Source organism: Sinorhizobium sp. 8-89, from assembly GCF_030124325.1.
Lineage (GTDB): Bacteria > Pseudomonadota > Alphaproteobacteria > Rhizobiales > Rhizobiaceae > Sinorhizobium.
The window spans coordinates 33,530-46,958 of the sequence record NZ_JASKLR010000005.1; the positions used below are offsets into that span (position 1 = coordinate 33,530).

The 13,429-nt window shown below is 59.2% G+C and carries 11 protein-coding genes; 10 read left to right on the top strand and 1 reads right to left on the bottom strand.

Features of this window, described 5'->3' with window-relative positions:
• The first annotated feature begins 225 nt into the window (after positions 1–225).
• The 6 genes from QN219_RS12425 to QN219_RS12450 all read left to right on the top strand — a co-directional run bounded on the left by QN219_RS12425 (position 226) and on the right by QN219_RS12450 (position 6,937).
• Positions 226–1,908: a bifunctional diguanylate cyclase/phosphodiesterase gene (locus QN219_RS12425; RefSeq protein ID WP_283999994.1), complete on the top strand. Its 1,683-nt coding sequence runs from the start codon at positions 226–228 to the stop codon at positions 1,906–1,908.
• Between the two features lie 65 nt (positions 1,909–1,973).
• Positions 1,974–2,492: a ubiquinone biosynthesis methyltransferase UbiE gene (locus QN219_RS12430; RefSeq protein ID WP_283999995.1), complete on the top strand. Its 519-nt coding sequence runs from the start codon at positions 1,974–1,976 to the stop codon at positions 2,490–2,492.
• Entirely contained in the window at positions 2,489–3,664 is a 1,176-nt protein-coding gene (locus QN219_RS12435; RefSeq protein WP_283999996.1) for a class I SAM-dependent methyltransferase, read from the top strand. The genes QN219_RS12430 and QN219_RS12435 overlap by 4 nt, the downstream gene beginning before the upstream one ends.
• Positions 3,661–6,021 carry a SpoIIE family protein phosphatase gene (locus QN219_RS12440; RefSeq protein WP_283999997.1) on the top strand — a complete coding sequence of 787 codons (2,361 nt, stop codon included), beginning with the start codon at positions 3,661–3,663 and terminating at the stop codon, positions 6,019–6,021. Before QN219_RS12435 ends, QN219_RS12440 begins: the two co-directional genes overlap by 4 nt.
• A gap of 4 nt (positions 6,022–6,025) precedes the next feature.
• Positions 6,026–6,583 (top strand): slr1658 superfamily regulator, encoded by a 558-nt coding sequence (locus QN219_RS12445; RefSeq protein ID WP_269286226.1) that lies wholly within the window; start codon positions 6,026–6,028, stop codon positions 6,581–6,583.
• 15 nt (positions 6,584–6,598) lie between these two features.
• Entirely contained in the window at positions 6,599–6,937 is a 339-nt protein-coding gene (locus tag QN219_RS12450; protein ID WP_269286228.1) for a slr1659 superfamily regulator, read from the top strand.
• 88 nt (positions 6,938–7,025) lie between these two features.
• Here the strand turns inward: QN219_RS12450 and QN219_RS12455 are convergent, their stop codons facing one another.
• Positions 7,026–8,174, bottom strand: a complete 1,149-nt coding sequence (locus QN219_RS12455) for an AraC family transcriptional regulator (RefSeq protein WP_283999999.1) — start codon at positions 8,172–8,174, stop codon at positions 7,026–7,028.
• 389 nt (positions 8,175–8,563) lie between these two features.
• Between QN219_RS12455 and QN219_RS12460 the strand changes: the two genes are divergently transcribed.
• The 4 genes from QN219_RS12460 (at position 8,564) to QN219_RS12475 (ending at position 13,426) form a co-directional block, all read left to right on the top strand.
• On the top strand, positions 8,564–9,577 hold the full coding sequence (locus QN219_RS12460; protein ID WP_284000286.1) for an SDR family oxidoreductase: 1,014 nt from the start codon (positions 8,564–8,566) through the stop codon (positions 9,575–9,577).
• Positions 9,577–10,563: a UDP-glucose 4-epimerase GalE gene (galE, locus tag QN219_RS12465; protein ID WP_284000000.1), complete on the top strand. Its 987-nt coding sequence runs from the start codon at positions 9,577–9,579 to the stop codon at positions 10,561–10,563. The genes QN219_RS12460 and galE overlap by 1 nt, the downstream gene beginning before the upstream one ends.
• A gap of 32 nt (positions 10,564–10,595) precedes the next feature.
• The gene (locus QN219_RS12470; RefSeq protein WP_284000287.1) at positions 10,596–12,413 is read left to right on the top strand and encodes a glycosyltransferase family 2 protein; all 1,818 of its coding nucleotides are present in this window, start codon (positions 10,596–10,598) and stop codon (positions 12,411–12,413) included.
• Between the two features lie 62 nt (positions 12,414–12,475).
• Entirely contained in the window at positions 12,476–13,426 is a 951-nt protein-coding gene (locus QN219_RS12475) for a glycoside hydrolase family 26 protein (RefSeq protein ID WP_284000001.1), read from the top strand.
• Positions 13,427–13,429 lie beyond the last annotated feature (3 nt).

Below are 13,429 nucleotides of genomic sequence, written 5' to 3' on the forward strand. Positions count from 1 at the left end.
CACGAGACATCGAATAACCCCTTAAATTTGAGTGTTTCCATGGTGAATCTATGAAAATCCCGCCGACCTCACTGGTCGAGCGGCATTGACCGCGACATCTTCCGCCATAACTTGTGGGTGTACGACTGCGTTGGATATTGACCTGAGTCAACGCACGTCGTCGGGTTCTGAATAGAACGGAGACGGCTCGGACGAGGAGCAAAGGGAAGGGAGTGGAGGGCTAGGATGCCGGACGCGGATGCGACGATGTCAGCTTCATATCCCCCTGAGAGCTGCTTTCTCACCAATACCGACGAACTCGTCTCTTTCTACGACGAGGGCTTCCATCTCGTCGGCTGCTCGGCAGCACACCGGAGAACGTACGGCGTCGACTCGCTCGTCGAGACAACTCTCTGGCACATCTATCCCGAACTGTTGGCGCCCGGCCCGAAGTCCGCCATCGAATTTGTCATCGGGAACGGACTGCCGCGAACGGTCGAGATCGCCGATATGGCGACGGGAAATCGCCGCATCCTCATCATCTTTCGCAGTGCCAATGGTATCGGGATCGTCGAAGCGGAAAGCAGTTCCGCCTACCGCGAGACATCCAGCCAAAGCGAGAGCGATCGGGCGCTTCTGCTGCATCAGGCAACCCATGATGCTTTGACCGGATTGCCGAACCGCCGGCAATTCAGTGATCATTTGCGCGGCGCATTGCCCGTGCCGAACGGTGCGCGGTTAGCGCTCATGCAAATCGATCTCGATGATTTCAAGCCGATCAACGACACATTGGGCCACAGCGCTGGCGACGACGTTCTCAAGATGGCAGCGGAACGGATCAGGAGCGTGCTGAGGGATCGGGAATTCGCGTACCGGCTGGCCGGCGACGAATTCGCGGTCATCCAATGGAGGGCCGACCAGCCCAAGGAGGCCGAGCGCCTGGCGGAGGCGCTGGTCAACACGTTCAAGACACCATTCACGGTCGAAGGCATCAATGTCTTCGTCGGCGCAAGCGTCGGAGTTGCCGTTGCGCCGGCAGACGGCAACGAAGTCGAGCAACTGATGAAGGCTGCCGACATCGCGCTCTATGCGGCAAAGACGGACGGCCGTGGGCGAGCAAGGACGTTCACCCGCTCCATGCTCGTTGTGCTCGAACAACGGGAAATGCTACGCCGAGGCCTCCGCTCGGCCCTGCAGGAGGGTCAGTTTTTCGTTGAATACCAGCCTCTCGTGAAGACATCGTCTTCGGTCGTTGGCTTCGAAGCGCTTTTGCGATGGCGCCACCCCCTGGTCGGCATCATTCCGCCGAATGTCTTCATTCCGATGGCTGAGGCTGATGGTCTCATGAGCGAGATCGGCCAATGGCTGCTGGAGCGCGCGTGCCGGGCGGCGATAACCTGGCCGCCTCACTTCACACTCGCCGTCAATCTGTCTCCCGCCGAATTCTTGCACGAAGGTCTCACGGATCGCGTGGCTCAAACGCTCGATCTCGTCGGAATTCGCGCCGACCGTCTTGAACTCGAAATTACCGAGTCGGTGCTGCTGGAGCGAACGATCAACAACCTCGATACGCTCAATACCTTGAATGTGCTCGGCGTGCGGATTTCGCTCGACGATTTTGGTACCTACTATTCCTCGCTCAGCTATCTCAAGAATTTCCCCTTCGACACCATCAAGATCGATCAGTACTTCATCAAGGACCTCGAGGCAGACGAGAAGAGCCAGACAATCGTGCGCTCCATCATCGCATTGGCGCATGGCCTAGGCATGAATGTTACCGCCGAAGGGGTGGAAACCGGTGGTCAGGCGGCCTGGCTCCAGAAAGAGGGATGCGACCGCCTGCAGGGATATTTCCTGGGCTTCCCCATGCCTGCCGAAGCAATTGGCGCATTTCTCCGCAAGTCGCCTGCGGGCCTTTTACGAACGTGAGCGAAGGAGCGTTGAAATCGTCTGGACAAGCTTGAACCAGGTTTGCGCTCGGAGGAGGAAGCAGCATGAACGGACTTGAGAACGAGGCCGCGGACGGCCATTTCGAACCCCTGCTCCAAGTCGAGATGGCGATGGGAACGTTTCTTTCGGATTGGCACAACTGCGACCAGCTGTCGACTTTCATGGCGCGAATGATCAGCCACAATCGAACGGATCCTATTCGGCATTCGAATTTCTTTTCATTCGCCCTCAATGAACTCCTGGAGGTGTCATTCCGTGGCGGTTCTCTCGACGGGCGGATTGGCTGCGCCGTCTATCGACACGGTCCCATGGAACGGGTGAAGCTCACCTTTCCCTGCCCGCCGGGCCAGAGACAGTTCTATCGAGAAGCGGTCTCGAAGACCCGAAGAGGAAATGCCTACGCGCGCTATATCGATGCCATTTCGACCGATCTCGCTCCGAGCAGGGAGGCCGTCCTGCTCGATCTGGCGATCAATTTCGATGCCCGGCTTCGGCTGGAGGAAAGCGATCCTCCGCAAATAACGATTGTCATCGACCTGCCTCTGGAAGGAATCGTGAGTTGAGTACGACAGCCCTTTCGCCCTTCAACGTGGAATTCGACCCGAACAGCCAGGAGTTTTCTCTTTCGGGAGTGATCCGGCCGCGCTCGGTCGATGAAATCGCGGCGAGCATTTCAACGCTCAAGGGCGCAATCGATCAGGTGCGAGGCGTCCTCTACATCAACGTAAAACGCCTGGTTCAGATGAACAACACGGCCTTTCACGCTTTCGCACGTGTCGTTCTCGATGCCTGTCGTGAAAGATCGGATCTCCGCTTCGTGGTGGTAACGTCGAGCGTCGTGGGCTGGACCGAACGCATGTTCGGGCACCTGAACAAGATCGAACCGCAGGTCACTGTCGAGGTCTATGATTCCAAGTTCTATCCCGGCCAGAGCTTCGTGGAGAACGCGAGTTTCATTCCGATACTGCGGACGCAGACGAAAATGACCTGGCGCCACGAGCGCGCCATTCTCCCTCGTCACGGCATCCGCCCCGGAATGGTGATGGCGGACATCTGCTGCGGCATCGGCGATTTCGCCATGCTTGTGCGCAAGGAGTTCCAGCCAGCACGAATCGTCGCCCTGGACCATTCGAAGGCAAGCCTTGCCTATGCGCGCGACGTGGCGGCAGGGTTCGGCATCACCGATATCGAATACACTTACGGCGATGCTTCGGAGATGTTGCTCGAGGACAACCAATTCGACTTCGTGACCTGCCGTCATTCGCTGCAGATCTTCAACCAGCCGGACGTGCTCTTGAAAGAGCTTTACCGGATCTGCAAGCCCGGCGGGCGAGTGTACATGACCAATGAAAAGAACTCGCACTGCCTCGGCGAGCCGCGATCACAGAGCATCCAGTGGACCTACGAGGAGGTCGCCAAGCTGTTCGGCCATTTCGAGATGGACGTCGAGCTCGGGCCTAAGAGCCGGCGTTATCTCGCCGAAGCTGGCTTCGACGACATCGTCGTCGAATCGTTCATGGTCACCAACCTCGATGGAGATCCGCAGGACTTCGCCGACATCATCGCTGCCTGGGAGAACGTCTATGCTGGCGAAATGGCCGTGAAGCGCGGTGATCCTCCCGAGTTCATTGAACGTTTCCGTCAGGGGTTCCGGGACCACATTTTCGCTGCGCTCCACCCGAAGGGTTACGCCGGCTGGCCGATCTGGGCCGCGTCAGGACGCAAACCGCTATGAGCGCCCCCGGCGAGCAGACCAACCGTTTAGGCTTGCGCTCCTTCCGCGCCAAATTCGTTCTCATCGTCGGAGGCGCGGTGCTTTTTGATCTGCTCGTCACCGGCGGTCTGGCGCTATGGAATGTTCAGAGACTCTCCCGCGATGCCGCAGCGGAGGTCGGCCGTGGTCTGGAGAAAGCGAGCCAGGACTATATCCGTTCCTATGCTGAAACGACGGCGGCTCGCGTCAATCTGCTCATTGATCAGGTCCACTCCGACGTCGGCACGCTCGCGGGTGTTCTCCAGGAGCAGATCGATCGGCCCGTAAGGAAATCCCAGATCGGCGAAGCGATGGCGCGCGGAGCGCCGGGGGCCGTTACCGTTGCATACGACCAGAAGGGAGGGTGGGCTCAGAACCTGCCCGGCCCTTTGTCAGTCGTCAGCGTCTGGGGTTATCTCCTTGACGCGAACCACGTGCCGCTTCCTGAGGTGCAGACGGACATAGAGAACAGCGCGGTGCTCGATCTGGTCGCGCCGAGCCTTCTCGCAAACGGTCAGTCAAAGCTACAGATGTACTATATCGGCCCTAAGGAGCGGCCGATCTTCAGGACAGCGCCCTACACGGATCAGGCCCAAACCTTCGACAAGCTCTATCCCGGACACAACAAGGCGGAATTCTGGTCGTTCTTCTTTCCCGGACTCTACGACTCGTGGGAGCAGTGGGCGAGCGATCGCAGGAAGCGTCCGGTGGGCGACGACATTACCCAGACAGCGCCATACACGGATGCTATCACCGGCAAGCTCATCGTCAGCTTCTTTCAGCCGCTGTGGTCTCGGGACCGCAGGCGCGTAGCTGGCGCCGCCGGAGCGGATATTACGCTCGACCAGTTGGCGCAGATCGTCGAGAACGTCAAGGTCGCCGACAACGGCTTCGGCTTCCTGGCTATGTCGGATGGCAACGTCGTCGCCATCAATCCGGTCGGAGAAAAAGTCATCGGACTTCGGGCGTCGAGCGCGGCCGGCAGCGAAGGTGTGACGGGCCTCGATCGCTCGTTGCGCAAAAGCGTGCAGCAGGAAATTGCGAAGTTGCCCCTGGGCCAGGACGGACTGCTCAAGCATATCCTACTAGTCGAGAACGGCGAGAGGGTACCCTACCTCGTTGTATTGAAGCAGCTCCAGCCGACAAACCTTTGGCTTTCTGGCCCTGTTCGTCGTGAAACCATGATGCTTGGCATTGTCGTGCCGGAGCGCGAAATCTACGCGTCGCTGTTTGCTGCTCAGGCTGGAATTTCAGAGGCGACGAACAGGATCGTGATCTATCAGGTCCTGGCGCTCCTCGTGTCCCTGTGTTTCGTTACTGCCGCCGTGTTCGCCATTTCAAAGCGGATCACCGGCGGCATCAGTGCACTTGCCGATGCCGCCAAACGCATTCAGGCCAAAGACTATTCCGTCAGGGTCAATATCCCGACCCGCGACGAAGTCGGCGAGGCCGGCGCGGCCTTCAATCGAATGGCGGAGCAGATCAGCTTCCACACAGAGAACCTTGAACAGCTCGTCGAGGATCGCACGAAAGAGATCGAAGAGGCGAACCTGCAGATCTCAGCGCTAAACCAGAAGTTGCGCAGTGAAAATCTGCGTCTCGGCGCCGAACTGGCAGTCGCTCGGCGCATCCAGATGATGGTCCTGCCCAAAGCCGGCGAGCTTGAGGAAATCGCCGATCTGGAAATCGCAGCCTACATGCGGCCTGCGGACGAGGTGGGCGGCGATTACTACGATGTCTTGAAGAACGGAAAGCGGCTGAAGATCGGGATCGGCGACGTAACCGGGCACGGTCTCGAGAGTGGCGTGCTGATGCTGATGGTTCAATCCGTCGCGCGGGCTCTGCAGGAAGTCGGGGAGATGGACCCATCGCAATTTCTCAACCGCGTAAACCGCGCCATCTACAAGAATCTCGTCCGAACCAGCACCGACAAGCATCTGTCGCTGGCATTCCTCGATTACGACGGCGCGCGCCTGACGCTCTCTGGCCAGCATGAAGAACTGATCGTCGTGAGAAACCTAAAAGACGTGGAGAGGATAGACACACTCGACCTCGGGCTGCCGATCGGATTGGAGCCGGACATATCGCCCTTCGTGGCAACGCGCGACATCTCCTTTGGGCATGGGGACATGATCATTCTCCATACCGACGGCGTAACGGAGGCGGAGAATCGGAGCGGCGAACTCTTTGGCATCGAAAGGCTCTGTGAGAGCGCGCGTCGTCGCTACGGCCGAAGCGCCGAGGATGTCAAATCAGGAATCATCGAGGATCTGATGGCACATATCGGCACGCAGAAGATTCATGACGATATTACACTGGTAGTGATGAGGCACAGGTAAGCGGATGACGACCTTATACGGACTGGAGGACCTCGCGATCGGAACGGGCGAAGATGTGACGAGACTTCGTCTCTTTGAAGGTCCGCTCGATCTCAGCTGGAAACACTGCGCAATCACTTCGGACTTCGTCGCCGAGTTCGCTGCGTTGCGCTATAAAACCACCCGCAATCTCTATAAGGAGGTGCGGCACAATGTCGGCTATCTGACGAACGAGCTTATTGAAAACGCAATGAAGTTCCGTGCTTCCGGCGAAATCATCGTAGAAGCGTCGATCGCCGCCAGCGCCTTTCGGGCAAAGGTCTCCAATTTCATCGACAAGGATACGGCTGAGCAATTCCAGCACTTGCTTTCGGAAATAACCACAGGCGATCCAAGCGACCTCCTCATAGAACGGATCGAAGCGAATGCGACGGGCTCGGGCTCAGGCTCCGGACTTGGCCTTCTGACCCTCATGAGCGATTATGGTGCCCACTTTGCTTGGGTCTTTGGACCCGGTGGACAGAACAGCGACATCCCGCTGGAAACCTATGCCGCGATTACGGTCCCCGAGCTCTCGAACTAATGGGCAGCAAAAAATATGGAAATCAACGAAGACGAATATCGCGTTTGGTCGGAAGGCAAGGACATCTATTTCGATGGCACGATGCGCCTGCCCAGCACCGAGGCCTATGCCCCGATTTTCTCCTTGGTGATGAGCGTCCTCGAGACTGAGCCGGATCGCATGACCGTCGATCTCACGGGATTGCAGTTTCTCAATTCATCCGGAATCAACCTGCTTGCGAAGCTCACGATCGAGGCGCGCAAGCGGCCGAACATCCAATTCACGGTCCGCGGAAGCTCAGAGTTTCCCTGGCAATCGAAGTCTCTGCCAAACCTCAAGAAGCTGCATCCGGGCGTCGATCTCAGGCTGGGCTGAAGACGAGCCGTGCGACGCGTGGCTGCCGCCCATTCTGCCGCGGCGCCAATCTTGCGCACTGCAATTGTGCGCGGGCAACTCTCTTGCATTAGCCTTGGACGGCCTTGAGCCAATCGCCAATCGTAGAGCCGATATTCCTCTCGGAAGGCGTAGCAGGTACCATGGGCCGTTCTGCGGCCGCAGCCCTGCGGATTTCGCGGGGGCTCGCTCCGAATTCGTGACTGAACGCGCGGGTGAAATTGGCGGCTACTTCGAAACCGGCCGCTTCCGCAATTTCCCCTATGGGCCGATTGTTCGTCGGATCGCTGAGATCGGCATAGGCCTGCAGCAGCCGACGCCGGCGGATGTAGTTTAGCACGCCGCCGCTCGGCTCGAAGAGCTGATAGAGGCGGGTACGAGAGATGCCCAGCTCACGACATATCCTTTCGGGCGTCATGTCGGCAGAGTGCAGGTTGACATGGATGTATCGGTGTGCCCGCTCCATCACTCCCATTTTCGGCTGGGGCCCGGCTGGGTCCGGCCTCACCGCCGCTACGCAAGCGACGACCATGTCGCGTATCGTGCGAACGACGCGAGGCACCTCCTCGACTGTGATGTTGCCGAGGTTTGCCTCCATGCCGTTGATATAGTTCACGAGCAAGTCGGCCAGACTGCCGGACAAGACCGAATTGTTCGCAATCTCGAGCGTGCTCGCGTCATCGGCTAGCAATTCAAACGGCATGAACAGAAGTACGGTTGCAGCCTCCGTCGTCCGGCCACGATAGGGATAGCCGAGTGACCTGAAAAAGATCTCTCCCGGCCCGGCTTCCATGACGCGGCGGTCGACTTCGGTCCATGCCCGGCCGCTGCGAAATAGCCCGACGTTCCAATGATCGATCGGACTGGAGCGCAGCATCGCCAGCGAACGTGTGTAGCTAAATCCCGGCGTACGCTGTTGAACGACCAGCAAGTCGCCGAGATGCCACCCGATCTGTTCAGCCGCAAAGCCGTCCGCCTCGGACACTCCGTCCGGCAGATGGACATCCACCAGGGGCGCCATATGCGCGCGCCAGGATTGGAACTGTTCGACCGGCGGCAGATCGTTTGTCGAGAAGCGCGAGGGCACGAGCACAGGTGACTTTCCGCCTTGATGATCCTTCGGCACAGCTGGCTCGCGGGGCCAACGCCGCCGCTCCATGTGGGCAGGCCAAGCCGGGACTTCGGCGGGGTCATCTCCTGATCCGGAGTCTTTCGTCATACAACTCTCTCCAGCGAAATGGATCGTCCGCAAGGGCGCAGACGATCGATTGCCTGGCGGCGGGCCGTGTCCGGTCTTGACACAACTCAGCCTGCGGTGGAGCGAAATCGGTCCGCTACACCCTGCAGTTCCAGTTTATAACCCGTTTTGAGTAGAAATGCACGGCGGGATAACTATCGGGATTGGGTGATAATGACAATCTCCGCGGGATGATTGTATCACTTCCCTACAATTGCTTCCAAACATTGCTGATGAACATTGAAGGTATTTTCGAGCGATAGAGTTTCGATCACCTAATTATTGCTCCCTGCGGGGAACAATCCTTGTTGAAAAGCTAATATTATGGGGATTATTCCGTGAATTATTTCAGAAATGACTTCAGAAATACTTTGTACGGCGCAAAGGATGACAGTGGTCCATCGCCAAGCCGGAAAGTCCAAAAGCGAATACTCGTTACCGGCGGCGCCGGCTTCCTGGGATCCCATCTCTGCGAACTGCTTCTCGGCGCCGGTCATGAGGTCATCTGCATCGACAACTTCTCGACGGGCTTGAGACGCAATATTGCTCAGCTGAAGCGTTTCGATACCTTCCGCGTCATCACCCATGACATTGTGGAACCGATCGACCTCGACGTCGACGAAATTTACAATCTGGCCTGCCCGGCATCTCCGCCGCACTATCAGGCCGATCCGATCCAAACGACGAAGACCTGCGTGATCGGGTCGCTCAATCTCCTGGATTTGGCGGCGCGCCGCCGAGCGCGGATCTTTCAGGCGTCGACATCGGAAGTCTACGGCGACCCACACGTTCATCCGCAGGTGGAAAGCTACTGGGGCAACGTCAATCCCTTTGGTCCGCGCTCCTGCTACGACGAAGGCAAGCGCTGCGCCGAAACTCTGTTCTTCGACTTCCACAAGGTTCGCGGGGTCGAGATCAAGATCGTTCGCATTTTCAATACTTACGGCCCTCGGATGCGTCCGGACGACGGTCGCGTCGTGTCGAACTTCATTGTCCAGGCGCTCAAGGGTGAGGACATCACCATATATGGCGACGGCTCGCAGACCCGTTCCTTCTGTTTCGTCGATGACCTGATCGACGGCTTCATCCGCCTGATGGCTTCGCCGTCGTCGCTCACTGGTCCGGTCAATCTCGGCAACCCCGGAGAGTTCACGATCGGCGAACTCGCTGAACAAGTGATACAATTGACCGGCTCGCGGTCGAAGATCGTCCGCCACCCTCTCCCCGTCGATGATCCGCGTCAGCGGCGCCCGGATATTTCTCTCGCAACCGAGCAGCTCGGCTGGCGCCCGACTGTCAATTTGTCGGAAGGCCTCGCGCAAACCATTCGCTACTTCGACGAGCTTCTCTCGCAGTCGAAGCGGAAAGTCATGGAGCCGGTCTGATGGTCGCGTCGCGCATCCTTGTGACGGGTGGCGCCGGTTATATCGGCAGCCATACCGCAAAGCTCCTGCGCCTGGAGGATATCGAGCCGGTCGTCTACGACAACCTGACGACCGGAAACCGCTCCTCGGTGCGCTGGGGACCGTTCGTGCATGGAGACATCCTCGACACGACTCGTCTGATCGAGGTCATCGAACAATATCAACCGGTCGCCGTCATCCATTTCGCGGCATCCGCCTATGTTGGCGAGTCCGTCGTCGACCCCGCCAAATATTACAACAATAACGTTCGTGGGACGCTGTCGCTCCTCGATGCATGCCGCCAGGCGGGTCTCTACAAGATGATCTTTTCGTCGAGCTGCGCCACCTATGGCGTGCCGACGGTGTTGCCGATCGACGAGGCGACACCGCAGCTGCCGATCAATCCCTACGGCAAGACCAAATTGATGGCCGAGCACATGGTCGCCGACTATGGGGCCGCCTTCGGCCTCAACTACGTCGCGCTGCGATACTTCAATGCCTCTGGAGCCGATCCCGAAGGCGACCTCGGTGAATGGCACGATCCGGAGACCCATCTCATCCCGCGGGCGCTCATGGCCGCGGCAGGGAGAATTCCACATCTCGAGATATTCGGCGAGGACTACAACACGCCTGACGGGACGTGTGTGCGTGACTATATCCACGTGGCCGACCTTGCACGCGCTCATGTGCTCGCATACAGGCATCTCGCCCAAGACGGCGGAAACCTCGCGCTTAATCTGGGTACAGGCCGCGGCCATTCCATCAAGGAAGTCCTGCGGACCATTGTCGACGTGACTGGGCATGATGTCCCGGTCGTATTCCATCGGCGTCGTTCCGGCGATCCGCCGACGCTCTATGCTGACGCAGGTCTCGCTTACCGGAGCCTTGGCTTCGTGCCCCGATACTCCGACCTCGAGACGATCGTACGAACGGCCGCGCCATTCTTTGGACTGGAGGCGCGGTCGTGAGTCGTCTTTGTGCCAACGATAGAACGAGCAACATGCCCGGCGGCGAGCCGTTGCTCGTCCCTGTGCTTACAGGCTATCGCCGGGCGGAATATCTGTTCGGAGCATGCCTCTGGGCCGCCGCCCTCGCTTATTTCTGGAGCTGGTGGCTAGAGCCGCGCCACCACGTGGACATCTTCGGCAGTATTACGGTGACGACGGTGCTTGCCTGGGTCACGCTTCTCCCCGCTTATTTCATAGTTGTCTTCCACCGCGCGGCAAAACCGAACGGGCCGCTGCGGCTGCCGGGAGGCAGCCGTGTTGCCATGGTCGTGACCAAGGCCCCATCTGAACCCTTTTCGGTCGTGGCGGAAACACTTGAAGCGATGCTCGCTCAGGATGTGCCGCACGATACCTGGCTCGCTGACGAGGACCCTTCCGAGGCCACGCTCGAGTGGTGCCGCAGGCATCATGTCCTCGTCTCGACTCGCAAAGGGCGGGCGGACTATCATCGGACCTCGTGGCCGCGGCGCACGCGCTGCAAGGAAGGCAATCTTGCCTTCTTCTATGACCATTACGGTTACGATCGCTACGACTTCGTTGCCCAGCTCGACGCCGACCACGTTCCCGAGCCCGGCTACCTCTTCGAGATGCTCCGCCCCTTCGCCGACCCGGAAGTGGGCTATGTCTCGGCACCCAGCATTTGCGACCGGAACGCGGCTGACAGCTGGTCGGCACGCGGAAGGCTGTATGCCGAGGCAAGCATGCACGGCTCGCTCCAGGCCGGCTACAATGGCGGACTCGCGCCGCTCTGCATCGGCTCTCATTATGCGGTCCGCACGGCAGCGCTCAAAGATATCGGCGGGCTCGGTCCGGAACTGGCGGAAGATCATTCGACGACATTGATGATGAATGCCGCCGGTTGGCGCGGCGTACACGCGCTCGATGCCATCGCGCATGGTGACGGGCCGCGCACCTTCGGCGACCTCGTGACGCAGGAATTCCAGTGGTCACGCAGCCTGGCCATGCTGCTGCTGCAGTATTCGCCTCGTCTCCTCGGCCGGCTACCGCTCCGCCTGAAGTTCCAGTTCCTCTTCTCGCAGCTCTGGTACCCGCTTTTCGCGTGCTTCATGGCACTCATGTTCGTAACGCCGACCCTTGCACTTGCGCGCGGCGAGACCTTCGTCGCCGTGACCTATCCCGATTTCCTGGTCCATTTCACGCCACTTTCGATGGTTCTCGTCCTTCTGGCCTATCGCTGGCGGGCGAGTGGCTCCTTCCGGCCGTACGATGCGAAAATCCTAAGCTGGGAATGCATGCTGTTTCTCTTTGCACGCTGGCCCTGGGCGCTTGCCGGCACGGTGGCGGCTGCGCGCGACTGGCTCACTGGGTCATTCGTGGACTTCCGCGTCACCCCGAAAGGCGCATCCAAGGTCGATCCGCTGCCCCTGCGCGTGCTTGCGCCCTATGTTTTTCTCGCGGTTGCCGCGGTGCTGCCGGTCCTACTTGTCGACGATGCGGCCAAGGCCAAGGGTTTCTATCTTTTCGCGATCCTGAATGCTGCGATCTACGGCCTGCTTTTGCTGGTCATTGTCGCGCGGCATGCGAAGGAGAACGCGATCGCTGCCGCACCTCGCTTCTATAGGCCGGCGATGGCAGCCGGGCTTGTAGCGCTCGTTGCATTGCCCGGGATCGCGACTGCCGAGCACGGAAAGGACGGGCTCGAAGCACTTGCATGGGGAGCGGGGCATCTCCGCCTATTCGAAGAGCGCTATGCGGCGTCAGGTGCCGGCCAAGGCGGCATCACCCTGCGCAAGATCGTACTTCGACCGCGCTGGATCCCTGCTCCGGTGGAAGACGTCGCGAGACGCTGAGGATCAAACCATGACAGCAACAGCTTCACTTATCGAAAACCAGTCCACAGCGGAGGTTCACGATGAATAAGAAATCAAACGCAATTGCCCTCTTATGCATGGGCCTCTTCCTGTCCGGCACGGTGCTGGCAGCCAGCATACCGCGTGGCATTCCCGGCCGGAATTCCACCGCGGCGGCGCCGTCGCAAAAGCGCCCCGTGCTGACGGAGGATTCCATCGATCTTGGTGCTTATGACCCCCACGGCGATTTCGGTGAACCGTCGCAGTCCAAGATCGAACATCTCTTCTTGCCCTGGGAAGACGTCGATTTGTCCACCTTGGCCCTTGCCGACGATTACGCCCGAGCGCGCGGGCGCTCGCTGATGATCACGATCGAACCGTGGTCTTGGTCGCCTGATTGGCGCGTTTCGGATCAGGAACTGCTGCGGAGCATTCTCGGTGGCGAACGCGACGAGAACATGGCCCAAGTCTGCTCGACCGCCGCCACGTTGAAAAGTCCGATTATCATCAGGTGGGGGCAGGAAATGGACGAGACGGACAACCAGTTTTCCTGGTCTCATTGGCGGAGCGAAGATTTCAGGGCCGCCTACCGGCGTATGGTGAACGTGTGCCGCGCGCACATCAAAACCGCGAAATTCGTATGGTCGCCCAAGGGCAACGAGGGGCTGGAGGCCTTCTACCCTGGGGATGACGTCGTCGACATCGTCGGGCTCTCGGTGTTCGGCTATCAAAAATACGATCAAGGCACGACTGGCCGCGACAAGTCGTTCTCGGAACGGCTGACGCCTGGGTATGAACGGGTGAAAGGCTACGGCAAGCCAATCATGGTCGCCGAGCTGGGCTACGAAGGTGACGCGTCTTATGTGGCGAGCTGGGCGACAAGCGTTGCCATGCGTCATTCAGAATTCCCTGCACTGACTGCGGTCGTCTACTTCAACGACCGCGAAATCTACGCATGGCCTGGAGGCTATGGCCGGCCCGACTGGCGAGTCGTCCGAGAAACCACCAATTAACAA